The organism is Nitratireductor rhodophyticola (genome assembly GCF_019891355.1).
In the GTDB taxonomy this organism is placed as follows: Bacteria; Pseudomonadota; Alphaproteobacteria; order Rhizobiales; family Rhizobiaceae; genus Nitratireductor; species Nitratireductor rhodophyticola.
Genome location: NZ_JAHSSF010000004.1, coordinates 598,616 through 624,366, shown reverse-complemented (window position 1 = coordinate 624,366; position 25,751 = coordinate 598,616). Strand labels below are relative to the sequence as shown.

At 59.2% G+C, this 25,751-nt stretch carries 25 protein-coding genes; 17 read left to right on the top strand and 8 right to left on the bottom strand.

All coding sequences use genetic code 11. The features are described from left to right. Positions 1 to 178: 178 nt before the first annotated feature. The 3 genes from KUG85_RS18385 (at position 179) to KUG85_RS18375 (ending at position 3,912) form a co-directional block, all read left to right on the top strand. Positions 179 to 2,452, top strand: coding sequence for a hypothetical protein (locus KUG85_RS18385; RefSeq protein WP_223006353.1), 2,274 nt, complete (start codon positions 179 to 181; stop codon positions 2,450 to 2,452). A 282-nt stretch (positions 2,453 to 2,734) separates the two neighbouring features. After that, complete coding sequence (locus KUG85_RS18380) at positions 2,735 to 3,223, top strand: TIR domain-containing protein (RefSeq protein WP_223006352.1); 489 nt, start codon at positions 2,735 to 2,737, stop codon at positions 3,221 to 3,223. Next, a complete protein-coding gene (locus tag KUG85_RS18375; RefSeq protein WP_223006351.1) occupies positions 3,223 to 3,912 on the top strand; it encodes an Nmad2 family putative nucleotide modification protein in 690 nt (229 codons plus the stop codon). The genes KUG85_RS18380 and KUG85_RS18375 overlap by 1 nt, the downstream gene beginning before the upstream one ends. Positions 3,913 to 4,022: 110 nt before the next feature. Here the strand turns inward: KUG85_RS18375 and KUG85_RS18370 are convergent, their stop codons facing one another. The 6 genes from KUG85_RS18370 to KUG85_RS18345 form a co-directional block, all read right to left on the bottom strand. Then, positions 4,023 to 4,628 carry an SLOG domain-containing protein gene (locus tag KUG85_RS18370; protein ID WP_223006350.1) on the bottom strand — a complete coding sequence of 202 codons (606 nt, stop codon included), beginning with the start codon at positions 4,626 to 4,628 and terminating at the stop codon, positions 4,023 to 4,025. Next, on the bottom strand, positions 4,625 to 5,788 hold the full coding sequence (locus KUG85_RS18365) for a toll/interleukin-1 receptor domain-containing protein (protein WP_223006349.1): 1,164 nt from the start codon (positions 5,786 to 5,788) through the stop codon (positions 4,625 to 4,627). Before KUG85_RS18365 ends, KUG85_RS18370 begins: the two co-directional genes overlap by 4 nt. A 135-nt stretch (positions 5,789 to 5,923) precedes the next feature. After that, complete coding sequence (locus KUG85_RS18360) at positions 5,924 to 6,601, bottom strand: uracil-DNA glycosylase (RefSeq protein ID WP_255606477.1); 678 nt, start codon at positions 6,599 to 6,601, stop codon at positions 5,924 to 5,926. Further along, on the bottom strand, positions 6,598 to 7,758 hold the full coding sequence (locus KUG85_RS18355) for a nucleoside triphosphate pyrophosphohydrolase family protein (RefSeq protein WP_223006348.1): 1,161 nt from the start codon (positions 7,756 to 7,758) through the stop codon (positions 6,598 to 6,600). The genes KUG85_RS18360 and KUG85_RS18355 overlap by 4 nt, the downstream gene beginning before the upstream one ends. A gap of 54 nt (positions 7,759 to 7,812) precedes the next feature. Beyond that, positions 7,813 to 8,328 carry a toll/interleukin-1 receptor domain-containing protein gene (locus tag KUG85_RS18350; protein ID WP_223006347.1) on the bottom strand — a complete coding sequence of 172 codons (516 nt, stop codon included), beginning with the start codon at positions 8,326 to 8,328 and terminating at the stop codon, positions 7,813 to 7,815. A gap of 2 nt (positions 8,329 to 8,330) precedes the next feature. Beyond that, complete coding sequence (locus tag KUG85_RS18345; RefSeq protein ID WP_223006346.1) at positions 8,331 to 8,969, bottom strand: TIR domain-containing protein; 639 nt, start codon at positions 8,967 to 8,969, stop codon at positions 8,331 to 8,333. A 910-nt stretch (positions 8,970 to 9,879) separates the two neighbouring features. Between KUG85_RS18345 and KUG85_RS18340 the strand changes: the two genes are divergently transcribed. After that, positions 9,880 to 10,701: a type IV toxin-antitoxin system AbiEi family antitoxin domain-containing protein gene (locus tag KUG85_RS18340; protein WP_223006345.1), complete on the top strand. Its 822-nt coding sequence runs from the start codon at positions 9,880 to 9,882 to the stop codon at positions 10,699 to 10,701. Then, complete coding sequence (locus tag KUG85_RS18335) at positions 10,691 to 11,608, top strand: nucleotidyl transferase AbiEii/AbiGii toxin family protein (RefSeq protein ID WP_223006344.1); 918 nt, start codon at positions 10,691 to 10,693, stop codon at positions 11,606 to 11,608. The genes KUG85_RS18340 and KUG85_RS18335 overlap by 11 nt, the downstream gene beginning before the upstream one ends. Before the next feature lie 283 nt (positions 11,609 to 11,891). Here KUG85_RS18335 and KUG85_RS18330 read toward each other — a convergent pair whose 3' ends face one another. Further along, entirely contained in the window at positions 11,892 to 12,851 is a 960-nt protein-coding gene (locus KUG85_RS18330) for a LysR family transcriptional regulator (protein WP_065815963.1), read from the bottom strand. 156 nt (positions 12,852 to 13,007) lie between these two features. On the opposite strand from KUG85_RS18330, the gene KUG85_RS18325 reads away from it, so the two are divergent. The 5 genes from KUG85_RS18325 to KUG85_RS18305 are packed head-to-tail and all read left to right on the top strand — an operon-like array spanning position 13,008 to position 17,310. After that, positions 13,008 to 13,787 carry a 5-oxoprolinase subunit PxpA gene (locus tag KUG85_RS18325; protein ID WP_065815962.1) on the top strand — a complete coding sequence of 260 codons (780 nt, stop codon included), beginning with the start codon at positions 13,008 to 13,010 and terminating at the stop codon, positions 13,785 to 13,787. 27 nt (positions 13,788 to 13,814) lie between these two features. Beyond that, positions 13,815 to 14,057 (top strand): acetyl-CoA carboxylase, encoded by a 243-nt coding sequence (locus KUG85_RS18320; RefSeq protein WP_065816020.1) that lies wholly within the window; start codon positions 13,815 to 13,817, stop codon positions 14,055 to 14,057. 4 nt (positions 14,058 to 14,061) lie between these two features. Further along, entirely contained in the window at positions 14,062 to 15,471 is a 1,410-nt protein-coding gene (locus tag KUG85_RS18315; RefSeq protein ID WP_223006343.1) for an acetyl-CoA carboxylase biotin carboxylase subunit, read from the top strand. Beyond that, on the top strand, positions 15,471 to 16,346 hold the full coding sequence (locus tag KUG85_RS18310; protein ID WP_223006342.1) for a 5-oxoprolinase subunit B family protein: 876 nt from the start codon (positions 15,471 to 15,473) through the stop codon (positions 16,344 to 16,346). The genes KUG85_RS18315 and KUG85_RS18310 overlap by 1 nt, the downstream gene beginning before the upstream one ends. After that, a complete protein-coding gene (locus KUG85_RS18305) occupies positions 16,336 to 17,310 on the top strand; it encodes a 5-oxoprolinase subunit C family protein (protein ID WP_065815959.1) in 975 nt (324 codons plus the stop codon). The genes KUG85_RS18310 and KUG85_RS18305 overlap by 11 nt, the downstream gene beginning before the upstream one ends. 98 nt (positions 17,311 to 17,408) lie before the next feature. Here KUG85_RS18305 and KUG85_RS18300 read toward each other — a convergent pair whose 3' ends face one another. Beyond that, entirely contained in the window at positions 17,409 to 18,422 is a 1,014-nt protein-coding gene (locus KUG85_RS18300) for a GntR family transcriptional regulator (RefSeq protein ID WP_255606476.1), read from the bottom strand. Positions 18,423 to 18,887: 465 nt separating this feature from the next. Here KUG85_RS18300 and KUG85_RS18295 point away from each other — a divergent pair, with 465 nt between their 5' ends. From KUG85_RS18295 to KUG85_RS18265, 7 genes are all read left to right on the top strand, one after another. Continuing rightward, the gene (locus tag KUG85_RS18295) at positions 18,888 to 19,976 is read left to right on the top strand and encodes an ABC transporter ATP-binding protein (protein ID WP_223006341.1); all 1,089 of its coding nucleotides are present in this window, start codon (positions 18,888 to 18,890) and stop codon (positions 19,974 to 19,976) included. Beyond that, complete coding sequence (locus KUG85_RS18290; RefSeq protein WP_223006340.1) at positions 19,976 to 20,908, top strand: ABC transporter permease; 933 nt, start codon at positions 19,976 to 19,978, stop codon at positions 20,906 to 20,908. Before KUG85_RS18295 ends, KUG85_RS18290 begins: the two co-directional genes overlap by 1 nt. Positions 20,909 to 20,910: 2 nt before the next feature. Continuing rightward, a complete protein-coding gene (locus tag KUG85_RS18285) occupies positions 20,911 to 21,756 on the top strand; it encodes an ABC transporter permease (RefSeq protein WP_065815956.1) in 846 nt (281 codons plus the stop codon). After that, positions 21,753 to 22,499: an SDR family NAD(P)-dependent oxidoreductase gene (locus tag KUG85_RS18280; RefSeq protein WP_223006339.1), complete on the top strand. Its 747-nt coding sequence runs from the start codon at positions 21,753 to 21,755 to the stop codon at positions 22,497 to 22,499. Before KUG85_RS18285 ends, KUG85_RS18280 begins: the two co-directional genes overlap by 4 nt. A gap of 20 nt (positions 22,500 to 22,519) precedes the next feature. Continuing rightward, the gene (locus KUG85_RS18275; protein WP_223006338.1) at positions 22,520 to 23,293 is read left to right on the top strand and encodes an SDR family NAD(P)-dependent oxidoreductase; all 774 of its coding nucleotides are present in this window, start codon (positions 22,520 to 22,522) and stop codon (positions 23,291 to 23,293) included. Positions 23,294 to 23,341: 48 nt separating this feature from the next. Next, positions 23,342 to 24,556, top strand: a complete 1,215-nt coding sequence (locus KUG85_RS18270) for an ABC transporter substrate-binding protein (protein WP_374730098.1) — start codon at positions 23,342 to 23,344, stop codon at positions 24,554 to 24,556. Positions 24,557 to 24,633: 77 nt separating this feature from the next. Beyond that, positions 24,634 to 25,722, top strand: a complete 1,089-nt coding sequence (locus tag KUG85_RS18265) for an ABC transporter ATP-binding protein (protein WP_223006337.1) — start codon at positions 24,634 to 24,636, stop codon at positions 25,720 to 25,722. Positions 25,723 to 25,751: the final 29 nt, after the last annotated feature.

The following is a 25,751-nucleotide window of genomic DNA, read 5'->3' as shown; positions in this document are numbered from 1 at the left end:
TTCCAATGCACGCCAAACCCCTACAACCTACGATCTGCTACGACAAGCTACGCCGCTGAATGTGCAGGTTCAAATCGGCTTTCCTTGGCCGTGATCGGTCATGCGGACCCTGTAGGTCCTTTTGCACTTTGCTCTCTTCCGATAGTCCCGCCGTCCCGCGACTATTGGAAGACACATAATGAAATCAACACGTTCAGCTCTCACGCCGCGCAGGATTGCAGACTATTGCGACTTGAGGCTTGCCCCGCTGCTCACTCCGGGCGAAGTGCGCACATTGCAAGAATGCCTCGCGGACCTGCTCGAGCGAAACGAATATCCGCCCTACCGAGGCAGTGGTCTGGATCTCAAAATACTGGCGGAGCGGCTGGGGATGGATGCCTCGCGTCTGGCGCATGTCCGCTCCAGTCTTCAGCCCATCTTCGATGCTGTCGCCAGGGCGGTTGCCGAGTATCGGCTGCGCTCTGAGCCGAAATCAGCGGCGAAACGAGCGCCGGCAACGGGAACTGCGGGGGCACACAGAAAGGTGCCGGCTTCCCCGTCGCCATCGTCCTCCGTGCGAAAGGGTAAACGACCCGGACGACGGCCGAAGCCCATCGTCGAGTTCCCGGAGCCGCTGGAAAGCACAAGGGACGAGCCCGACAGTTTTGGCGTCGCCTTGCGTTTGCATGCCGCCCGTCATGGCGAAACCATCTATCATCTCTACAATGCTGTGGTGCGGCCCGAAGATGGCGTGCATCGCAGCACCTTGATGACATGGGGTAGGGGGGCGAAGGCGCCACGGGCCGCGATCAGCTTGGAAATCCTTCAATGGGTCGAACGGCGCTACCGGCTGCCGGAGGGATATTTCGCGGCGAAGATGGGAGGAGCTGAACGGGCTCCGGGGGACTTCAACCTGGACGAAATAGCCCCTGCCGAGCGGCGCCGGCTCGCCTGGCACTTGCCGGATGACTTCAACCGGAGGCCCAGAAGCGAACAGACGCAGATCCTCGACTGGGTCCGGAATGTCATCGTCAGCGGCTCGACTGACTATCGACGATATCAGGCAGCAATGATGCGCCAGCGGTATGCTGTCCGCTTCGCCTGCGCCTCGGGGCCGCGCCGCAAGTCTTCGATTGCCACGGTCGAAGGCGAATCCGGCATCATCAACGCTCCGAAGCGGCTGAACGACGAGATGGCGGAAATCCTCCGCTTCAAGACCTCGACCTTTGCGGCCTTCGGTTTGCAGCGAAACGGGGTCTGGGGTGAGGAAACGGCGTCCCAGAAAGTCGAGCACTTCGGACTCTGGTTCGGCGCCTTCGCCGCTCCACAGAAAAGCGAGGTTCAGGGCTTTGGTGCCCATCCCAGGCTACTGACATTCGCCATGATGATTTTTCCGCAGGTCTGGGACTGGTATCTCCAATGGCGCGAGCGGCGTCGCGGCTTCTATACCAAATGGGAGATCGATCTGCTGTCGATTGCCGCAGCGTTCTGCCGTGAGGAGACAGGATGGTTGCGCCAGACGCCACGCTTGGCTGGCAACCTGCGGGTGATCGACGGCCTGATCTCAGAACAGGATATTGCTACGGTCCGCGCCGACTGGGACGGAGCGTGTGACCGGATGTACAAGCAAGCCCGGCGCCGTATCAAGGAGATCGACCGCGTGGCGCGCATCCATCGTGATCCGTTCGAGCCGATCTTGCCGGTGCTAGAAGCCTCCAGCCCGGTTGGTGAATATCGCAAGATCACCGAGGAGATCCTGCGCCGCATGCCGAATGAGCGGCATCACCCGCGCTCGGCCGCCGAAGCGGTTCGGGCGTTCCTATTGCTACGCATTGGCCTGCATACAGGTCTGCGTCAAAAAAACCTGCGTGAACTCCTGCTTTGCAAACGGGGCGGCCTTCCGACCGCGGAGCGTCGGCTCGAGGATATGAAGCGCGGCGAGCTGCGCTGGAGCACGCGCGATCAAGGCTGGGAAATCCTGATCCCCTCGGTGGCGTTCAAGAACGCCAACTCCTCGTTCTTCGGGGCGAAGCCATTCCGGCTGATCCTGCCGGATCTCGGCAGGCTCTACGAGATAATCGAGTCGTGGATCGAGAGGCATCGGGCGTGCCTGATTGGGCCGGCGGCTGATCCTGGCACCTTCTTCGTCAAGACCGCGAAGATGACCAGCACCAACGCAGCTTATTGTCAGAACACCTTCTACGAGGCCTGGCGCACGGCGATCCAGCGCTACGGAATCTACAACCCCTGGACCGGGAAGGGGGCGATCAAAGGCCTTCTCCCTCACGGCCCCCACAATGTCCGTGATGTGCTGGCGACGCATATCCTCAAGCAGACAGGCTCCTACGAGCAGGCCAGTTACGCCATCCAGGACACGGCAGAGATGGTCGCCCAGCATTACGGTCGGTTCCTGCCGCAGGACAAGGCAGAGATCGCCGCAAGGATTCTCAACCAGGTCTGGGAGGCAGCGTAGAGCAGATTCTGAGTCGGGGGCTGCTGCTCCGGCGGATATGAGGATCTGCCGGCCAGCAGCGCCATACGACAGCTGCGGCAATCTCTTAAGAGCAACGTTCAAGCGGCCCACAGCGAGTGCTTTGGCAGGTGTCCGTGATGTTTGGCGGATGCGGAGAGTTGGCAGTGCGGTGGCCGACTGCCGACACCACAGGAGGAGAAAACAAATGTAGAACATTCTGTCTTGAAATGATCGGCCTTCTTCATCAAACTTCACGCAGCGATCCAATTGACGGAGGCTAAGGTGTCGACGCAGAAGAATGTCTTTATTAGCCACCACCACGGCGATGACAGCCATGTGGACAGCTTCCAGCGCATGCTCGGTCGTGGTGACTATCATGTGCGCAACTCTTCGGTACGCATGAAGCCGGCCAACGAGCGACGTGTGAAAGAAGGTCGCGTGAGTGACAATACGATCAAGCGGCTCCTACGCATGAAGATGCGTTGGGCCTCGACAGTGGTTGTTTTGATTGGTCCAAAGACTCACACTCGACCTTGGGTGAATTGGGAGATCGAGCAGGCTCACAAGCTCGGAAAACGCATCGTTGGTGTATATCTTCACGGTGGAACTGAAGCAAACGTGCCGAAAGCACTCGATGATTACGGTCAAGCCATTGTTAAATGGAGTACTAGAAGTATCGTAGGTGCAATCGAGGGGAAGAATACTCGTTTCGAGGACCCCTCAGGCGATCTGCGTCAATCAGTTCACGCGATGTCGACGTCACGGTGCTAATGAAAAAGAAGCTTGCTGAGAGTGTGTTTGTTTACGTCGTTGCACGTGACTTCGGATTCGCTCCGAACCCTTTTCACGGGTTTTGTACCCTTGCGTGCTGCAAACCCAGAATTCGAGCAGTAGCGCAGACCGGAGACTGGGTGATTGGAGTGGCGGGCAGTGCACTAGCGGAGCCTGGCCGCTGCATTTTTGGTATGCGCGTCACGGAAATAATGACTTTTGATGAATATTGGTTGGATTCTCGTTTCGAGGTGAAGAAACCACTTCGGAACGGTAGTCGTGTGATGATGCTCGGTGACAATATTTATCATCGAGATAATGACAATGCGGGGTGGCAGCAGGAGGACTCGCACCATAGTCACCCGGATGGGTCCCCGGATGCATCCAATATCAAGACCGATACCCAGGCAAATCGCGTTTTGATTTCTGACCAGTTCAACTATTTTGGTGCTTCGGCACCATTAATTCCTAGCAATGTTTTATCTTCGATCGGCTACAGCAATGGGAGGAACCATCGCAGGTTTTCGATGCAAGCCGCGGAGCCCTTGTTATCTTGGTTCCAGAAAGAAGCCCACCGTGCGGGCAGCATAATAGTCAATGACCCATTCCAGTTCCGGCTGAGTTCCGCGAGGTTTTCAAGCGGATCCAATAAGATCATTGATGAAGTGGTTGAGCCATTCATGCCGTAGAAGTGGAGCTGGCTGTCGTTAGTTCGTATGGGTGTAGAAATTGCAGCCTATCCGTACCTTCGCAGGGTACCGGCCAAAACCCGTTTCGGGCCACTGTCAATGCCGCCAATTCAAATGCCCGCCATTACGCGTGGCTCAGACGGGTCGATCTCGAGGAGCCGATAGAGCCAATAAGTGAAGTCGGTCCGTGTGCGCATCTCGCTCGGCAAGCTCTCCACACGCTCAAAGAGCTCGCGCGATACTCCTCCTGGAGCGGGCAGTGGAATTAACCGAGCCTTCGGCACAACTTCCCGAAAAGCTTCGAATTCCTCGACCACACCTTCCATCCCGCCAATGAAGACTGCTGCTTCGTAGGGATGGTCGCTAAACATGCGTGCTCGCATTCGTCTGAGGCTCGCATGCATGTCCCCTTCCACAGCAGCTACTTCTACCCAGTTGTCAAACCGTAGATTCGCCTCCGGATAGCGATCCTTAAAGAACGCGCTTTGATACAGCAGGACGCTGCGCTCATATGGAACGTCGAGCCGCCGCGCAGCTTCCCAGATGATCGGCGTGATTGCCGGCTGTCCGCCCCAGACAAGAAGCCGTCGACCGAGCACGACCTCCACGAAAGCGTGAATGGCCGAGCACACGAGTACTGGATCGAAGTTCTCGAACCCGCGCCGGTTTGGCTGAGGCACGCTCGCCGACAAAAAAATTGCACCGCGATCGCTCATGGTTCGAGTTCCTTGAGCATCGGTTCCGGATTGTCGGCGCGAATCCAACGGAACCGTTCGATGCCCCCCGCGAACCATTCAAGATGATCGATCCAGCTTTGAAGTAGGCTCTGGCCATCGTAGAGGAGAGCGCACTCGGAATCCGCGTCCTTGGCGATGCGCTCCACAGCGTCCGAGGTGGGAACGCCGACCGCGGGATAGACGGTCAGTTCGGCAATGCCGCCGAGCGTCGGACGCGGGAGGTTTATCGAGACTCGTTTGAGAGGCCCAGGGTTAGTGATCGTTCCACCGCGCTTTTCGACGGCGAGTCGGAGTGTTCCGAGCATGTTGTCGAGCCGCGCCGCCACGCTTCGGGCACGAAACCGTTCCAGCGCATCTCCGATGCGATCGATGGCATCGTCACTTAGACGTCCGTTTGATCCGAGGTCGACCTCGGAGAGCGCGACCGTCGTCGTGAGCGTTGTCGCGGGTGCTGGGCTCACGCCGGGGAAGCCTACACGAAGGATACCAAGGCGCATGTTCCCAGCCCGCCCGAATTCCTCCTCTGTCCAGCGACTTACAAAGTAGCCTTTCGTGTCGAGCATCAGTAGTACGTCGCAGTCGCTGAGCTGGTGCCAAAGGGCATCCTGGAAGCGGCCTCCATATCGGATCTCGTGTGTGTCAAGGAAAACGCTAAACTGGCGAGCACGTAGCGCGTCATGGAGCTGCAAGGCCACCTCACGTGCTTCAGCGCGACGATAGCTCAGAAAGATGCGCCGCTTGGTGGGCATTAGGCCCAAGGTCTCCAGAACGGCTGAGGCGAGCGCAGCCGCTTGCGGCTCCGAGCCGCCTGCGTATTGAAGTGCGTTGAACGCGGATACCTCTGGCGGCAACTCTGAACTGCAAGCGGATAGATCGGAGACAACCGGTATCAGCAAGTCAGTTGGGGCAATTAATGGCTTGACGGTCTCCCGCACGGTGGGGCTTCCGAAAAAAAGGACAACTTTCGCGTCGCCTGGAGCAATGGCCGCGAGTGACTTCGATGCAAAATGCAAGGCGACTTCGTCACCAAGCTTCAAGCCGAACGGCTCTAACGCGTCCACGATGGCTCGTCGCAGGACGGCATCGAATCGCGACGTCTCACCTTCAAGTACAAGCCTGTATGCGGGTGCACCGCTCATCAAGAATGCCTTTCCTATTCCAGCTTAGTCCCTTTTGCGCGCGCGCCAAGCCTCGGCCTCCTAAAGATTAGGATGCGTGTAATCCCGGTGTCGGGATTTGGCGTGATCGCGATCGATGGTGCGGTGATAATCTATTCATGAGACTCGCTGCGAAAATAAACTTGGCGCCTCTTCTGACGCCAATCCGTAGGCTGCTTCGATCTGCCGAATAAAGACATTCTGTCCGCCATAGCTTGGGTGGCGGGCCTGAATGCTGTTGACACCTAAGTTCGTAACTGCACGGTGCGCGTCACCACCGATTGCGATGATCTTTTCCGGCTGCAGAAGGTTAATCATAGCGTGAAAGAACTCGCCGCAGGTATTGCGTTCCCGGGCTGTATGGCACCGATTCGACATAGGTTCGTTTGGCTCATGAGGGTGCAGCGGAAATACGTTCCAAAGGAACACCGGCTCGTTGATCCGCGCTAGCAAACGCCAGACCGTACTCGCCGTACGTTCACCCATCGCTGGACCTTTCGTGGCCTTCTCTACCGGCAGACCTCGGAACAGGGCACTGTAGGAGCCTAGATGCATCTCGTCGGTTAGTGCCAAGCCAGTACGCCGCCCGCCGCGATATCCAAGATCGCGAGCGATCCACATCGTGCGGACGTTAAGCTCTAGCGCCCTCGAGAGACTTAGTTCGAGGTTTTGGCGGCGGCGGGCCGCAGAATCTGGTCGGTCGTGCAGTTCACAGAAGTCTGCGTAAGGGTTGAACACATTCTCAAGTTGAACGCTGCTAAGCGCTTCAGTGAATGCTTTTGCGCGCACATTCATGGTGCTTCGAACCAGATGCTTCGTTCCGCCAGATTAATGCCAACACGGCCACCACGATGCCTTTGAACCTGCCGGAATATCCTATAACCTGCCAAGATCGCCTCCTCCCACAACCATAAGGGGCATCGTTCAGCTTCATATCCCGCGACAAAACTGCGCACTGATTTCAGTAGCCCGTAGTCGAGTGCATCGATGCCATCAAACAGCGCAAGTTGCTGAGCATGATTGAATATCCAAGTCGCGATCCCCTCCTCAATCAAAACCGCGCGAGCGCCGTCTTGGACTTCGTCGGTTCTCGCATCGCTCTTTCTTTTGACGCGGAGAAGTCGACGTAGCGTCGGTGACCATCCTAGGTGCGCTGCATACGCCAAGTGAAAAACGTCATGGAATCGATAGTCATCGTCACCCTCGCGATTGTCAGTTAAAGGGTCGCCCATCGGACTACCATCTCGAGTCAATCGCGCCATGGTTCGTCCAGCAACCTCAACTTCTGCAATGTCGACAATAAGTTTCCGCGGCAACTGTTCGTTCACTGGAAACGTTGCGTCGAAGAGCGCCGGATAGTGCCGCTCGGTTGGCCACCTGTCGAATATCTTCTCCAGGTTAGCTCTTGCTGCCGCCTCAAGTGTTATCCCCGCTTCGTGGGCGGCGTCACGCAATGCACGTAGAATGGCAATCAATCTACCCTTTAGAGCAGATCGGTTTCGCTCCAAACGTCCGGCATAGTGATCGGTCATCAGGAGACCAACCTCACCTGCTAAGGCGAGGAGCCTGCGCTCGAAGGCTGGAGAGGGGGAAGCTGCAATGCCGGAAGTCTGAGTTTCGAGCATGTCAAACCCCAGATCTGATGACCCGGTCGATTGCCAGTCACTTAGACTTCGGTCGATGTTCACGGCCAGTTCGTCCAGCCCCAGGTTGGCCCGAGCCGAAACAGCGGCAAGATACCAGAGCACGTCGCCAAGCTCCTCAAGGACTGACGCCTCATAACCAAGATATGCAACTGAATCTCTTTGCTTTTTCTTGACCTCGCTCAGTAGACTGCCCGTCTCGCCGAATAATCCTAAAAGCGGAAACGTAATTCCAGGGTCGCTGAGGCGGCGCTGGTCGGTAATCTGAGCCTGACGCTGGTACGCCAATAGAGTAATTGTCGATTTCATTTTCGCTCTTCGGCTGTTTAAGCTTACCTGTAGATGTGTCGTCGCCTCTCTCAGTTAGAGCGCTACACTTTCGAGGAGTACGCCTCGCTTGTCCGTTGGGCGGAACAGCCCGACGCCACCTCCTTCGGCGGTACTAACGTGCCTGTACAAGTCAATATACTCATTGCCATGATTGTTACCTGCGCTGTCGCGCGTGGGCACCACCACAATCTTGTCAATTTGCTTCACGCCATCTGCGTAGCCGATCTCCCAAGGGCACCAGCGACTGGAGGTGGAGTTTGCGGTCGCAAGGAAGATGAACCAACCCAAGAGCTTGATCCGATCTTTGATTTTCTGCGCCGTTTCGCGATTTGGTTTGGGGGGCATCGACGTATCCTCCCAATCGATGTAGACTATCCAGCCTTGCGCCTGGAGATACCCTTGCAGACCCTTGGCGAGCTCCGCATCTTTGTGACTGTGAGAGAGGAACGCAGTCTGCTTTCCAGCTCGAAGCGCCTCGTTTACAACTTGGTCCGACTTGCGAATTCCGGCCCTGTCGGCGTATGCTCGGATTGATGACTGGTTGATCAAAGCTATCTCCCGACGTCTGAAGCGGACTGTCGCACCCAAGACGAAAAATTTTCTGATCCGTTCTGCGATTTGTAGCAGTAGCAGCCGGCATAAGTTGAAAGTTGAATCACATTGGTGTCGTGTGGCCTCCGCCAGGTGGTGGGAAGTTCCAAAGCTTGTGTGTAGTCGCCATACCGGACCCACATGCTGCCGTCGTGTTCTGCCAGCAAGATTCGATCGGCCGCGCGATAGACCCCCATATAGTCCAGAGGATTTGGGCCTTCCGAAGACACCTTACCTTGACTATCGCCCATGCGGTGAACTTTGACAGCAAGAAGACCGTTTCCTTTCACAACGGACCGGGCAATTTCGTAACGCACCCAGCGACGTTGATAGGTCTGAGACCCTACAAGAACGCAGGTCACGGATGTGTTTTTTACTCCCTCTCGGATCAGTGCCTTCAAGGAATCCGGCCCAGTCCGCTTCGAGCTCTCCCAAATACTTCCGTCGAAAAACCCTTCTGTTTCGCGCGTGTTCTCGTGGTTGTATCGCCATGACTGGCGAACTTGGTTCACCCGCCAGATGTCGTTCTGATAGTGGAAGGAGAAAAAAACACGGCGCTTTGCAACTTGCGCGCCCATTGCGCTGAACAAACCGGCCATCTAGTTACCCTTAAAAATTAGAGCAGCAACGATCCCGAGTGAGATAATTATCGCAGAATAGAACCAGCTAACCGACCAAGAGATGGCCAGCTTTAAAACTGGGGCGGTATCGGCCATAAATGGTTTCGCCTCAAGGCTATAATCGTCAATCTCTTCCCCTTTTCGTACGTGCTCATATAGCCTCCGATATGCGCGCTCATATCGGAGATACTGAGCGTCCATTAGCCAGAAGATAAGTATTGGTACAGTCGCGGCGAACGCATAGTAGGGCGAAGGTTTGTCAGATGATGCCATAATAGCCACCGCCGCGCTTCCGAATGTTGCAGATAGTGCCTTCAGTGCGAACGAATTTGACCCCATGCGCAAAATGACGCTTTGGAGCATGGTAAGGTGCGCAATGCGAATGCTCTCGCGATGATTTGTGTCTGAGCTCATCAGTGCCTTCCGTGCTCTACAATATACTTGGTTACAATAATGAACATGCTTTACTGTCCTGGTTTGTGCACTAACAGGGGGCTGTCTTCATGGCCGTTCCCCAATTTCTTCCCTCAGATCGGCGAGCATTGCTACCCTTCCATCTTACGCAGTGGTTGCTGTTACAATAGGCTGAAGGTCTGCATTCTGGAAGCTGTGATGTCGCGAGTTCACAAACACGGAACGGCAGCATGGGCGACGACTGTCACTGCATCGCCGCGCACAGCGTATCTTCGGCTTTGGTCATGCGGTCGACGTTGCGGTGAGATATGTCGATCTTTTCGACCCTGCTCGACATGTTCCAGCCTGCAGGGGCTGTCGTACGCTCAGTGCTTTCCTTGAAAAATCCCTGGTTGGAGTGCTTGAAGCGCTAGATCTGAGCATTTCTTAAAGAAACACATGGAGCGCCCTTTGAAAATATGCCATTATAAGCGTCATGATGGCCGAACGAGCGCAAAACCTGAAGAAGGTCCTTGATGCAGTGCCCTCCGGGTATCTGGTCGACGCGGCGTGGCTTACGGCGCATGGCATCGCCTACGAGACCTTTCGTGACTACGTCAAGCGCGGCTGGCTCGAGCGTCTGACCCGCGGCGTATTCCGTCGCCCGTCTCCGGGCGCTTCTGCGTCGGATACGATCGACTGGAGGATCTGCCTGCTCTCGGTCCAGCACATCATGCGCTACGATGTCCATGTCGGCGGCATGACGGCGCTCACCCAGCAGGGTCACGGCCACTATTTGCGTCTGGGCGGCAACGCCCCGGTCTGGGTCTATGGTGAAGCCATACCGAACTGGCTCTCCAGACTGCCGCTGAACGCGCCGATCGAGACACGCAACAGGTCTCTCTTTGAAGATCCGCAGCTTGGTCTTCCCGATGACGGCACGGATGCAGGGCAAACCCTTCCCGGGGACTGGCAGCTCAGAATGTCGTCTCCCGAACGGGCGATTCTGGAGGCCATGGATGAGTTGCCCGACCACGAGAGCTTTCACAACCTCGACATGGTGTTCGAAAGCCTGACGACGCTGCGGCCGAAGATGCTGTCGGCGCTGCTGCACGGTTGCAGGAAGATCAAGGTGAAGCGGCTGTTCTTCGTTTTTGCCGATCGCCACAATCATCCCTGGCGCAAACGTCTTGATCCCGGGGAATTCAACCTCGGCCGTGGCGACCGCGCTCTGGTCGCGGGTGGTAGGATACACCCGCGCTACCGTATCGTGGTGCCGGAGGAGTTTGTAGCGACCGGGGCTGGCGATGGCGCGTGAGGATTATGAAGCCCAGGTCGCGCTGCTCGTGCGCCTGCTCCCGCATGTTGCCAAGGAAAAGGTGTTCGCGCTCAAAGGTGGCACGGCAATCAACCTGTTCTACCGTGATCTGCCTCGTCTGTCGGTCGACATTGATCTGACCTATCTGCCGATCAGGGATCGCGGCGAAAGCCTCGCTGAGATCAACGAGGCGATGGATCGCATCGCAGCAGCCATCGAAGGCGGCATCATCGGCGCGAAGACGCAGCGCATCCAGGGTGGAGGAGGGGGTGCAACCCGCGTTCTCGCTCGTCTGGGCGGCGCCGAGATCAAGATCGAGACCTCGCCTGTCATGCGCGGCGTCGTGCACGATCCTGAGATGCGTCCTGTGTCAGATGCGGTGGAGGATGAATTCGGTTATGCGGAGATGCAGGTCGTTTCCTTCGAAGACCTGTTCGGCGGCAAGTTGCACGCGGCTGTGGACCGTCAGCATCCGCGTGACCTCTATGACATCAGGCTGCTCTATGAGAAGGAAGGTCTGACAGAGGATCTGTTCCGGACCTTCCTGATCTACATCGCCTGCTCGTCCCGTCCGGCGCATGAACTGCTGAGCCCGAACTTCATTGACCTCGACCAGCCCTATACGAAAGAGTTCGAGGGCATGACGAAGATGCGGGTCAGCCTCGACGATCTTCTCGAAACCCGCGACCGGCTGGTCGCGGACATCCGGTCTCGTCTCGATGGAAAAGCCAGGACGTTTCTCCTGAGCCTGCATGACGGCACGCCAGACTTCGACGCTATCGAGCGGCCGCGGGCGGCCGACCTTCCTGCGGTGCGTTGGAAGTTGATCAATCTGGAGAAGCTGAAGAGGGATAACCTGGCCAAGCATGCGGAGCATAGAGCAGCGCTGGAAGCGCTGTTCAGTTAGTTACCAGTACGGCTGTCGCTCCGTTCGGGGACTGACCGGTCTCTGCTGCTAAATGCGAGGCATGAATAGTTCGAAAGCCGGGTTTCCCAAACGGCGCCAATAAGTTACACTAAGCGGCGAGTTTGGGGATCTGGCGTTCGACCAATCGCAAGTATCGTTGGTTGCACGCCCCCGCAACCAAAAATACTAAAAAAATCAGCCGATTACACAAAGCCCCGCGCATCAATGCCGGGGTTTTTGTTTTTACCTCAACGCCACCTCAACATTTTGGCTGCAGGCGAGACTATCCCGCTCCATCCGTCTTTGCCGGATGCGGGTGCGCGGCAGGTGAGGTGTCTGTGCGCATTTGCGGAATGTGGAAGGCCTGCCGAAAGTAGGCGCGGAATGCCTCCATGGCTTTGTTGAAGCGGGCATGGCGGGCCCATGCCAACCCTACATTCATGGCTGGAATCGGCTCCTGAAGGACGATGGTTTCCAGTCTCTGTCCTTCCAGCGACCAGGGACGGTAGACCATGTCGGACAGGATGGCGACACCCTGTCCGCTTGCAACCATGGAACGCACCGCCTCGACGGAAGAGGTGCGTAGCTTGACGTTCGGACTGTAGTGGGATGTGCTCCAGTAGCTCAGCGAGGTGTTGGCCGCCTCGTCTACGGTGAGCATGATGTAGGGCTCGCTGGCCACATCGGCGAGGCCGACCCTGGCCTTCTTGAGAAAGGGGTGGCGTGAGGGGACCCACAGCCGCCGTGTTGAACTCATCATGGTCTCGCTGGCGATCTGCGGATCGCGCACATTCGAGGTCAAAACCACCGCGATGTCGTATCGCTCGTCGAGCAAACCTTCCTCGATCGCTTCCCGGTTTACTTCATGCAGCTGAATGTCGAGGCCGGGAAAAGCGCGTTGCAGTCGCTGCAGATGGTCGGGCAGAAAATATCCGATCACCGTATAGGTCGCGGCGACCACGAGCCTTCCCTCCACATTGCCCGAAGGAACCGTCAGATGCGTTGCCTCATGCACTTTCTGCAGGATTTCATAGGCATGGAAGAGGAATTCCCGTCCGGCCGGCGTAAGCTCCATGCCACTGCTCGAACGCTCGAAAAGTTGCAGATTCACCGTGCGCTCCAGCTCGCGGACCGCCGTGGTGACGGCCGATTGCGAAATGGAAAGCTCCACCGCAGCCTGCGATATCTGGCCGAGTTCGGCGGTTGCCACAAAGTAGCGGATTTGCCGTAGGCTTATGGGCATGCCGGTCCCTTCGCATCCAGGTCTTCTGTTTTTTTGATATTACAGCATCTGAAAATAGAAATTCCAATCTCTCGATTGTTTTCCTAGGCTGCCTGCGAGTGGAACATCAGTCCGCAGAGAACCGAAAAGGTCGCGGGCGAAAACGGGGAGCGTCGCATGGCCGTTGAGGCAATCGACATCAATTGCGATATGGGCGAAGGCTTCGGTGCGTGGCAACTGCGCGAGACCGATGACGAAGCCCTGATCAAGCTCATCAGTTCCGCAAATATCGCGACAGGCTTTCATGCCGGCGACCCAAGCCTCATGGACCGCACTGTGCGCATGGCTGCCGAGCATGGTGTCGGTGTCGGTGCGCATCCCGGCTATCGCGATTTGCAGGGGTTTGGCCGCCGCCGCATTGATGGCAGCACCGCCGAACTGGTCAACGATATCGTCTATCAGGTCGGTGCGATCCGCGAATTCGCCAAGCGTCATGGCGCGCATCTGCAGCATGTGAAGCCGCACGGTGCGCTTTACATGGAACTCGCCGGCAATGCGGAATTCTCCGACGCTTTCGTACGTTACATGCGTGCTGTCCAGCCAGAGACCGCCATATTCTGCATGAGCGTTTCGGCGACCTACGAAATCGCGAAGGCCGCCGGACAGCCGGTGATCCGCGAATTCTATGCCGATCGCGACTATGGCGATGACGGTGCTATCGTTTTCACCCGCCGTGTTGGCAGGCTCGATCCCGAAGCCGTTGCAGAAAAGGTGGTCAAGGCCTGTCTGGACGGCACGGTGACGACCGTTTCCGGCAAGGAAGTTGATGTCGAGTTCGAATCCATCTGCTTCCATTCCGATACGCTGGGTTCGAAGGAAATTGTCGAGGCGATGCGCCGCCGGTTGAAGGAAAACGGTGTCAGGGTCGTCCCGGTGTCGAAATTGCTCGGCCGATAGCGCCGGGAAAAAGAAAGGGGAATGCCGATGAGCAAGGTCGAAATCAGGGCGCCGATGCCCGGGGTCTTCTACCGCAAGCCCTCTCCGGATAGCCCGCCTTTCAAGGTCGATGGCGACGATGTCGCAGCCGGCGATGTCGTCGGCCTGATCGAGGTTATGAAAAGCTTCCATGAGGTTTCCGCGATGGAAGGTGGAAAGTCCGTCCGCTTTCTGCTCGAGGATGCCGATGCGGTGATGGCCGGTCAGGTCATTGCCGAGATCGAGGTCTAAGGGCATGGCGATAGGCTCCCTCCTCATTGCCAACCGGGGCGAGATTGCGGTGCGCATCATCCGTGCGGCCCGCTTGCTCGGCATTCGCACGGTACAGGCACACAGCGCGGCTGATGCGGACTCTCTGGCCGTGCGCATGGCCGATGAGGCGGTCCTGATCGGGCCGCCACCAGCCGCCAAATCCTATCTGGATATCGGAGCCGTCATGAAGGCGGCGCGTGAAGCCGGCGTCGATGCGGTCCATCCTGGCTACGGGTTCCTGGCAGAGAATCCGGATTTCGCCGACGCCGTCGTTTCAGCAGGCATGATTTTCGTTGGCCCCGACGTCTCGGCAATCCGTCTCCTGGGTGACAAGGTGGCCGCGCGCAGGGTGGCGCGCGAGGCGGGCGTGCCGACCGTTCCCGGTAGCGAAGGGCGTATCGCCGGCATTGAAGAGGCGCGCGCCCTGGTCGGAGAGATCGGCTTTCCGGTCATGATCAAGGCTGCGGCGGGCGGCGGCGGGCGGGGTATCCGCATCGTGCGCGATTTCGACGAGTTCGAAAAACAGTTCCCCCAGGCCGCGTCCGAGGCGCAGGCAGCCTTCGGCGATGGCGGTCTCTACATCGAGAAGGTGATTGAGAATGCCCGCCACATCGAGGTGCAGATATTGGGCGACGGTGAGAACGTCATCCACTGCTTCGAGCGGGAATGTTCGCTCCAGCGCCGCCGCCAGAAGGTGTGGGAGGAGGCGCCGGCTTTCGGCTTGTCGCCTGCCGTGCGTGAAGCGCTCACGGCGAGCGCCGTCGCGCTCGCCCGTTCCGTCAGCTATCGCGGCGCCGGCACGGTGGAATATCTCTATGACGCGGATTCTGGCGCTTTCTATTTCATCGAGGTCAACACCCGCATCCAGGTCGAGCATCCCGTGACGGAGATGATCACGGGAATCGATCTCGTTGCCGAGATGATCCGTATTGCCGGCGGTGAAAAACTGTCGATCCCGCAGGAGGCGGTGCGCATTTCGGGCCACGCCATCGAATGCCGTATCAACGCGGAGGATCCGACGCAGAATTTCATGCCCTCGCCGGGGCAGGTCACCGCCCTCGTGGAGCCGGAAGGCGAAGGCATTCGTTTCGACACCATGCTCTATGACGGCTACTGGGTGCCGCCATTCTACGATTCCCTGCTGGGCAAGATGATCGTGCACGGTGCCGACCGCAAGGATGCAATCGCTCGCATGGAGGCGGCGTTGAAGGCGCTCACCATCGGCGGCATCAGGACGACGGTTCCCCTGCATCTGGCGATAGCCGCGAATCCGGATGTGGCCGCCGGTGCCATCCACACGAAATATCTGGAAGGGTGGCTTGCCGATACCCCCTTGAGCGCCTCCCTGAGCACCTCCTTGAGTCCCGCCGCCAGCCAAACGGAGAACGCCTGATGAAGCCGCGCTACACATTCGGCGGTGACGAGCATCTGTTCGTCGAGGTCGAGGAGGAAATGTCGCTCGATGCCTTCTTTAAGAGCCTCTCGATGACACGCATCATCGCCGGGCGCGCTATCGAAGGGGTGACCGAAATCTGCCCGGCCAATGCCTCTTTTCAGGTGAAATTCGATCCCGATGTGATCAGCCCGGAAGCGCTTCTGGAAGAAGTCCGCTCCATCGAGGCCGAGGCGGGCAATACAGATCCCGTGCTGCAGACGCGTCTCATCGAGGTACCCGTCTTCTACCAGGACCCCTGGACCCATGAGACGCTGATGCGGTTCCGCGAGCGCCACCAGGATCCGCAGGGAACGGACCTCGAATATGCGGCGCGCATCAATGGCTATTCCAGTGTGGAGGCGTTCATCGCCGCTCATTCGGGCTCGCCATGGTTCGTGTCCATGGTCGGCTTCGTGGCCGGGTTGCCGTTCATGTATCAGATGGTCGAGCGCGAACGCCAAATCCAGGTGCCCAAATATCTGCGTCCTCGCACAGATACGCCAAAGCACACCGTCGGTTACGGCGGCTGTTTTTCCTGCATCTATTCGGTGCGTGGTGCCGGCGGGTACCAGATGTTCGGCATCACGCCGATGCCGATCTTCGATCCCGATCAGAAGACCAATTATCTGGAAGACTTCATGGTCTTCTTCCGGCCGGGCGATATCGTGAAGTTCAAACCCATCGACAGGGTCGAATATGACCGCACCGTCGAAGCTGTCGCGAAGAATGCCTTCAAGCCGAAAATCCGTGAAGTGGAGTTCGACCTGCGGGCCTTCAACGCGGACATCAAGGGATACAACGCGCGGCTGGAGGGCATGATCAATGGCGATTAAGGTTCTCAATTCGGGGCTGCTGACCAGCGTGCAGGATCTCGGCCGTCCCGGCTATTTCCATCTGGGCATTCCCGTGTCGGGGGCGATGGATCGCTATGCCATGCGGGCAGCCAATCTTCTCGTCGGCAATGAAGAAAGTGCTGCCGGGCTGGAGGCCGTGTTTGTCGGGCCACAACTGGCCTTCGAAGAGGATACGGTGATTGCCGTTACCGGCGCCGACATGCCCGTCAGGATCGACGGTGAGATTCAGCCGGGCTGGACAGCCCTGCCCGTGAAGGCCGGGCAGGTTCTGAGCTTCGACTTCCTGACCGCCGGCGCCCGCATCTATATCGCCGTTGCAGGCGGTATCGACGTGCCGGTGGCGCTGGGCAGCCGGTCGACCTATCCCATCGGCGCATTGGGCGGTTTCAAGGGACGCGCCATTGCCAGAGACGATGAACTGCCGGTCGGCCGCCCTACAGTCCGTGCAACCTCCGGCCGCAGCGTTCCCGATGACCTGCGCCGGGCAAATCCGGTTCCGGTCGAGCTTCGCATCCTCCCCGGCCTTTACGACCACCGCGTCACGAAGGCTTCGCTTGACCGCTTCTTCGAAGAGGAATGGAAGGTGGCGCCCGAGGCCGACCGCATGGGCTATCGTTTCCGTGGCGGCACGCCGCTCGAATTCAATGAGCGCGAACAGCCCTTCGGGGCCGGCTCCGACCCGTCGAACATTGTCGATAGCTGCTATCCCTATGGTTCGGTGCAGGTGCCTGGCGGTACGGAGCCGATCATCCTGCACCGGGATGCGGTGTCCGGCGGGGGGTATTTCATGATCGGCACGGTGATTTCGGCGGATATGGACCTTATAGGGCAGCTGCAGCCCAACACACCAGCCCGTTTTCGCCGGGTAACGATGGAACAGGCGCTTGAGGCCCGGCACGCATGTGCCGCAATGCTCGACCGTTTGAGGAAGGCCTTGCAATAGGCAGTCAGGGCCGGTGGGCTGCAAGCGCATCGGCTTCCTGAAGGAGCTTCAGGCTCCGCAGTGCCCGGCGGGATTTGGCGCGGGTCGCGAGCCGCGCCTCAGACAGCGATGAGATAGGGCGCAAGATGTCCCGGCTGGGGCAGGACGGCGACGATCTTCAATTGCGCGATCGTGCGGTCGCGCGACTTGGAGAGGTGATTCTCGAGAAGCTCGGCCGCGCTCTGCGTCGCTCCGACGATGAGCAGTTCGCCGATCATCCGGATTTCGCGGATCGACAGGGCATCGCCCGCAAGTCCGAGACTGAAGAGCGCTTTCTGCGAGGCCTGCAGTGTCTTGCGATTGTTGGCGATCAGCCGACGCAGATCGCGATTGGGAGTGGAAAGAATGGCCAGATCGATAAAGGCATTGACGAGCCTGAACCACTTGTCGGCTTTGATGAGACCACCTGCACGCTCGGTTTCCTCCATCTGCCGGCACAGGTTCTCGAGCGCGATCTTGTCGATAAACTGGGCTGCCGAGCGCAGCGCCGCGACTTCCAGAATGATGCGAAGCTCGAACTTGTCCTTGATGGATTGCGCCGTCAGCGGCCCGACAAGCCATCGCGAAGTCGAGCTTTTGGTGACGAGACCGCGCTCTTGCAAGCGCCCTAGAACGTCGCGGATCACTGTGCGGCTGACATCGAAATATGCCGCCAGGTCGTTTTCGACGATCCGGTACTGTCCGAAGACCAGACAGGAGGAAACATCGCTCTCCACCTGATCGTAAATGCGCTTCCAGTTTGGCCTGTTGAGGGATTCGTCGTGAGCTTCTTCTACCCAAAGATCGAGTGTCTTGATGTCCTTGCGTATCGGTGCGGCATCCGTATCGCAGGTTCCGACCAGATAGCCCCGGCCATCGAAGCGGCTGACTGCGCCTTCCTCTTCCAGAAGCGCCAGGGCCCGCTTCACCGAGCTGCGCGAAATTTTCAAAACCTCCGCAATCGGGCCTTCCAGAAGCACAAGTCCGGGCTCCAGGACGCCCGACCTGATGTTGGCGCGTATGGTTTCGGCCGCAGAAAGATAGAGCGGTGTTCGGCTGTTGGCGGGGGCAGGGATCATGTCGGTCTGGCTCATTGGGGGCTGCCCCGGTTGTGGCGCGTCTTGTCCCGCGCTTCAATCGTAAAAAAGCAGGCTGCAAACAATTCGAGCATACAAAGATCAATTTTTGTGCGGTCGCGTGGCGCATCTCCAGATGTGACGGGGCGAAAACGCGCAGTTTCACGGGGTTGCGCGCTGTACCGCAATGCGCTGGGTGACAACAATTTGCGCACTGTCGCACAAAGACAGGTGCCCCTTTTCCTCCCTAGTCTTGATGTTGGGAACATAGAGAAAACGCCGAAAAGGCCTGGAGGATGCCCGTATGAAGCGCGGCACAGCGTGCATGCTTGGGCTGAAAATCCCGGAAAACAAAGACGTGCAGTCGCGCGGCAGCGCCGCTCGAAAAGAAATTTCTTGAGCCCGCTTGCGCGCTCGAGAAAAAATGTGCTTGTATACATAATCATTTTTTGATGATGACACATCCTTAGTCTGGAGGGAAGCGTGCTTTCGCTGAGTTCTATCACCAAGCGCTACGGAGACGTCACCGCTCTCGACCGTCTGAGCGTCAACGTCCCCGATGATTCCTATGTCTCGCTGCTTGGTGCGAGCGGCAGCGGCAAAACCACTCTGCTGCGCGTGATCGCGGGCTTTGAGGAGCCGGATGGTGGAAAGGTCATCTATGACGGCCATCGCCTCGATGGCGTTGCGCCGCACCGGCGCGGCATCGGTTTCGTTTTCCAGAACTTCGCACTGTTCCCGCATTTGAGCGTGGCCGACAACGTGGCTTTCGGTCTGCGTTACCGCGAGGAGGGCCCTGTAACCGATCCGTCGGAACTGAAGGCGCGGGTCGCCGACGCCATCCGGCTGGTGGGGCTTGAAGGTCTTGAGGCGCGCAAGGTCACGGCGATTTCGGGCGGCCAGCGCCAGCGTGTGGCGCTGGCGCGCACGCTCGTCACCGAACCCCGCTTCGTGCTGCTCGACGAGCCGCTTGGCGCACTCGACGCCAATCTGCGCGAACGCATGTGCGATGAGCTGCGTGCGATCCGAGAGCGCCTGAAGGTGACTTTTCTACACGTTACCGGCAGCGAGACCGAGGCGCTTCTCATGGGCGACGTCGTGGCCGTTCTTTCCGCTGGTTCCATTGCCCAGGTCGGGCCGGCATCCTCCCTCTTTGCCTTGCCGAAAAGCGCCGACGTGGCGCGTCACCTGAACGCCTACAACGTGCTTTCCGGTCGCATGGTGAAAGGCGGCTTCGAAGGCGCGGGCGCGCGGTTTGCGCTGCCGGGCAACCAGGCCGCAGACGATGGTGCGCCGATCGAAGTGGCGCTGCGTTTCGATCGCATTTCCGTGCATCCGGCCGCTGCAACTGCCGCTCAAACCGCCGGAGAGGCGGCAATCCGCGCGCGCTTTATCGCAAGCGAGTTCACGGGTGCGTCGGTTCTTTCCTTCTTCCGGTTGGAGGACGGCACCCTGCTTCAGGTCGTCGCTCACCTGAGCGGTCCCACCCCGCAGGCTTTCACGAAGGATGAACTCTATGAGCTCTCCTTCAATCCGCAAGACGTCATCCCATTCATCGAGAGGGCCGCATAATGGAAATTGCCGGCGAGCAGATACGCGGCGCGGCTTCCGCCATGGGCGAGGAGAACGGCGTGTCGCCAGCCGAACGCCGTGGCCGCCAGGAACGCCGCACGGCGCTGATGCTTATCAGCCCGGGCGTTCTCTGGATGGCCCTGTTCATGGTTCTGCCCATGATCATGGTCGTCTACGTATCGTTCTGGACGCAGACCACCTTCACGGTCGAACCCAAGCTCACAACCGACAGCTGGGTGCGCTTCCTGACCAGTTCCACCTATCTGGCATCCACCTGGACCACGGTGCGCATCTGGGGGATCGTGCTCCTGTCGACTCTTCTGATCGGGTATCCGGTGGCACTGTTCATCGGCCTAATGGTGCGCAACCAGACGCTTCAGACGGCGCTTCTCGTCATCTGCGTCATTCCCTTCTGGACCTCGTTCCTGATCCGCGTCATCGCCTGGCGCCCGATGCTGGGTACCGAGGGCGCTATCAACATGATCCTCATGAAGCTCGGCATCATAGATACGCCGCTGACCTCGCTGCTCTTCTCCGAATTCGCAGTGCTCATCGGCATGACGCAGATTTACTGCGTCTTCATGGTGGGGCCGATCACCTTCATGCTGAGCCGCATCGAGCCGAGCATCATTGAGGCTGCGCGCGATCTGGGCGCCGGTTTTGGGCGCATCTTTTTCAAGATCATTCTGCCTCTGTCACTGCCCGGCGTGATCGTCGGCGCGATCTTCGTGTCCGTCATGGTGCTGGGCGAATTCGCCACCGCCGCCTCGCTGTCCGGCCGCAAGGTCAATCTCTTAGGCAACATCATCGTGTCGCAGGTCGGCTCGCTGAAATGGGCCTTCGCGTCGGTCGCCGGCGTCATCCTCACCGTCATCATCGCCGTGGTCATCACCGCGCTCTTGCGGGTCGTCAACCTCAGGAAGGAGATGTAGCCATGGAAGCGCGCGCTCTCAAACCCGTGCTCGGCGTCTATTGCGCCGTCTTCATCCTCTTCCTCTACGGGCCGATGATCATCCTGGCGATCCTGTCCTTTCAGGGACCGGGAGGCGGCCCGCAGTTCCCGATCATCGAATGGTCGACCTATTGGTACCAGCATCTGCTCGGCATGACGCCGCCCGGGCGCATCTCGCGTCTGCCCATCGGCGACAGCCTTCTGCGCTCGCTGACACTCGCGCTGATGACGACGGTCGTCTCCACCGTGCTCGGCGTCATGACCGCACAAGGCTTCCGCGCCCGCTTCAAGGCATCCGGCGTTGTGTTCTACCTCGTGATCCTGGGCATGATCGTACCGGGGGTGCTTGTCGGCCTCGGCATGGCGTTGCTCACCAACATGCTGGGCATCGACCGCAGTTGGTGGGGCACGGCCTTCGTCCTCCATGTTGTCTACACATTCCCCTTTGCCTTCCTGGTGATGCTTGCGATCTTCAATCGCTTCGACCGCAGCGTGGAGGAGGCCTCGCTTTCGCTCGGCGTTTCGCCAGTGCAGACCTTCCGGCGGGTCACGTTCCCGATGATCTTCCCGGGCGTTCTATCGGCGATGCTGTTCTCCTTCACGCTTTCCTATGATGAGTTCTCGCGCACGCTCTTCACCTCCGGCCGCGATCTGACCCTGCCGCTGACGATTTATGGAACCTTCTCGGTCGAGATCTATCCGAATATCTTCGCCTTCGGCGTTCTCACGACACTCTTCTCCTTCACGCTCCTGCTCATCTACGCGCTGCTGATGCTTAGAGCGGTTCGCTCTGCCCAGTCCTTCAAGGGACAGGAGGAGGCCGAATGAACACCGCCCCGAAAAAGGTCGCGCTGATCACCGGCGCAGGGTCGGGTATCGGAGCGGCCATCGCCGAACGTCTGGCGCGGGAAGGCTACCGCGTCGCGGTCAACGACCTGTCGGCCGAGGCAAGTGCCCGCACGGCCGATGCGATCAACGCCGCAGGCGGCGAGGCGGCTCCCTTCGCTGCGGATGTCTCGAGTGAGGACGCCGTCCGCGAGATGATCGGCGCTGTCGTGGCTCATTTCGGGCCTGTCGATCTGCTCGTCAACAATGCCGGCCACGGCCATCAGGCAGCGTTCACGGAAATTTCGCTCGCCGAGTTCGAGCGCATGTTCGCCGTTCATGTGCGTGGCAGTTTCCTGATGATGCGTGCGGTCCTGCCTTCCATGCTCGAGCGCGGGGAGGGCGTTGTCGTCAATGTCGCCTCGCAGCTCGGGCAGGTCGGCGGGGTCGAGCTCGTTCACTATGCGGGCGCCAAGGGCGCGATCATCGCCATGACGAAGTCGCTCGCCCGCGAGGTGAGCGCACGGGGCGTACGCGTCAATGCCATCGCGCCCGGCCCCATCAACACGCCGCTGGTCGAAGCGCTCTCATCCGACTGGAAAAAGGTCAAGGCCGCCGAACTGCCGCTCGGGCGTTTCGGCGAGCCGGCGGAAGTCGCTGGTGCCGTAGCATTTCTCGCCTCGCCGGACGGCGCGCTGTTCGTCGGTCAGACGCTGGGTCCGAATTCCGGCGACGTGATGCTTTGAAGACTGGAGAACACCACGCCATGGCCACAACGAAACCCAGAAAACGCGTTGTCCTCGTCACTGGAGGCGGCATCGGCATTGGTCGTGCCACCTGCGAGGCTTTTGCCCGTGCGGGCGACCATGTGGTGGTGACGGATGTCCTGGAAAAAGAGGGCAGGGTGCTTGCCGAAAAGATTGTCGGCGACGGCTGGTCGGCAGAGTTCGCACCGCTCGATGTCTGCTCGACGCAAGCTGCCGATGCGCTGGTCGCACGTCTCAACGAGGAGCATGGTCATATCGATGTGATCGTGGCGAATGCCGGCATTGCCCATCGAGTGCCGCTTGGCGAATTGAGCGACGAGAAGTGGGACCAGACCTTCGATATCGATCTGAAGGGCATGCTGCGCGTCATTCGCCCGGCTGTGCCCGCCATGCGCGAGGCGGGCGCGGGGGCGATTGTCTGCCTCTCCTCCATCATGGGCGTCGCCTATGGCTGGGATGAGCATGTGCATTACTCTGCCGCCAAATCCGGCGTGGTGGGGCTTGTGCGCGGTCTTGCGGTGGAACTCGCCGCGCAGGGCATCCGCGTCAATGGCGTTGCGCCGGGCTATATCCGTACCGCGCAGCTTCTCTCCGAAAAGCACTCACTTGGGCCTGAAGGCGCCGAAAAGGCGTCTGCCTTCATCCCCATGGGCCGGTTGGGCGAACCGGAAGACATCGCCGACGTCATCCATTTCTTGGCTTCGCCTGCGGCACGCTACCTCACGGGGCAGGTGCTGACGGTGGATGGCGGCCTGGTCGTGGGCCGTTACTGAAAATACTGGGCAAACAAAAATGGGAACTGAAAAATGAAAAGACACCCGATGCTGAACAGACGCACAATGTTAAAGGGAGGCGCTGGCGCCGCGGCTCTGGCGATGGGCGGCCTTTCACCGTTCCTGCGCTCGCAGGCCGCTTTTGCGCAATCGCTGGCCGACCAGCAGCTCCGCACGATAGGCCTGTCGGTTACCGTGCAGGACCGCATTCTCGATATGTTCAAATCCGAGAGCGGGGTTGGGTCCGTTTCCGGAACCGCCTCCACTTTCCCAGACAGTCAAACGCGCATTCTCTCGGGCGCCGGCGACTATGATTGCTGGGAAGTGATCGCCGAGCGTTTGCCGGCCATCATTGCCACGAACAATGTGGAACCGATCCCGACGGCTGAAATCCCGAACTGGAATTCCATCCGCGATACCTTCACCAAGGAGAGCGACAAGTGGGAACGCCGCGCACAGATCGTCGGTCAGATCTGGGCCGACGACGAGCAGACCAAGCTCTACATGGTGCCGGCGGTCTATAACTACGATTCCATCGGCTACAATCCGGACGTGGTCAGCGAAGAGGAAGCCAACAGCTGGACGGCGCTCTTCGACGACAAATGGCGCGGCCGTTCGGGCCTAAACGTCGATCCGCTGATCGCTATCGGCCAGGCCATCATCGCAATGAACACGCTTGGCGAACTTGAAGCCAAGAATCCGGGCAACCCGACGGTCGAGGAGATCGACGAGGCGACCGCCTTCCTGATTTCAAAGAAGAAGGCGGGTCAGTTCCGCGCCCTGTGGGGCGATTTCGGAGAACTGGTCAACCTGATGGCCTCGGGCGAAATGGTTGTCTCCGATGCCTGGCAGCCGGCGGTCATGGCGGTGAAGGCGCAGGGCCGTCCCGCCAAATATGCGACACCGAAGGAAGGCACGCGCGGCTGGACGATCGGCCCATCGCTCATTGCCGGTTCGCAGAACCGCGAGGCGGTGATCGCCTACGCCAATTTCTGGCTCTCCGGCCCGCCGGCCATCGCGGTCACGGAGCAGGGTTACTATTCGCCGAGCACCAACATCAAGAATGTGATGGACCCGGACAAATACGCCTTCTGGTACGAGGGCAAGCCCTGGGTCGGCGCGCCCGAACGCGGCATCAACGAAGGCGATCTGCGCGATGGCGGGTCGCTGGAGGAGCGTGCGGCCAACGTGGCTTACTGGCACCAGTGGCCGGACGAATACGACCACCTGATCCAGCGCTGGGACGAATTCCTGAACGCCTGACGTGAAACCGCCGCGCCGGAACGCCCCTGGCTGTTCCGGCGCGGCAAATCCCTCCGGCAAGAGCATCGGACTGAGGCATGAACGATCTTGAACTCATAGGCGTCGGCAAGACCTATCCGGACGGCACCGTTGCCGTGTCAGACTTCGACCTGGCGGTGCAGCCGGGCGAATTTGTCGCCTTTCTTGGCCCTTCGGGCTGCGGCAAGTCCACGACGCTGCGCATGATTGCCGGCTTCGAGGATATTTCGAACGGCGATATCCTCATCAAGGGAAAGAATGTTTCGGCCATACCGCCGGAAAAGCGTCCCACCTCGATGATCTTCCAGAATTATGCGCTCTTCCCGCATATGACAGTGCGCCAGAACATCGGTTTCGGGCTGGATGTGAAAGGGCTCTCTTCGGGAGAGAAGAAGGCCAAGGTCGACCGCATCATGGAGATGTTCGGCCTGAGCGACTTCGCCGACCGCAAGGCCGACAGGCTCTCGGGTGGCCAGCGCCAGCGGATCGCGCTTGCCCGCGGCCTCGTGGTCGAGCCGGACATCCTGCTGCTCGACGAACCGCTGGGTGCGCTGGATGCAAACCTGCGCCGTGTTATCCAGAACGAATTGAAGCTGCTGCAGCGCGAACTGGGCATCACATTCGTCTTCGTCACGCATGCGCAATCCGAAGCGCTCGGCCTGTCGGACCGCATCGTCGTCATGAACAGGGGACGCGTTGAGCAGATCGGCACGCCGCATGAGGTCTACGCTTCGCCCGCCACCGAATTCGTCGCGCGCTTCATCGGCTCCAACGCCATAATCGAAGGCTCGAATCTGTCGTTCGATGGGGATGCGGCCTTTGTCGATACCGTCTTCGGCCGCATGCATGGCCGCCGTTCGCAATCGCTTGCACCTGGCGCTGCCGCACTGGTGACGATCCCCGCCGAGGCGATGCGAATACAGCCGGCTAATTCTTCTGCCGCAGAGGGCGAAAACAGGCTGTATGGCACGGTCTCCATGAAGCACGCCGTCGGCAGTGTCGGCCATTTCAAGGTCGATCTCGATGGCCAGCAGAGTGTCGACGTCCAGACCGGTACCGACAATGAGGCCCTGATGCGGCTCGCCATAGGCGATGCCGTCATCGTCGATTGTCCCTCCGACCGCGTGACGCTGGTCGCCCGGGGCTAAAACAGAAGGGGTCGTCCGGCCCCGCAGAA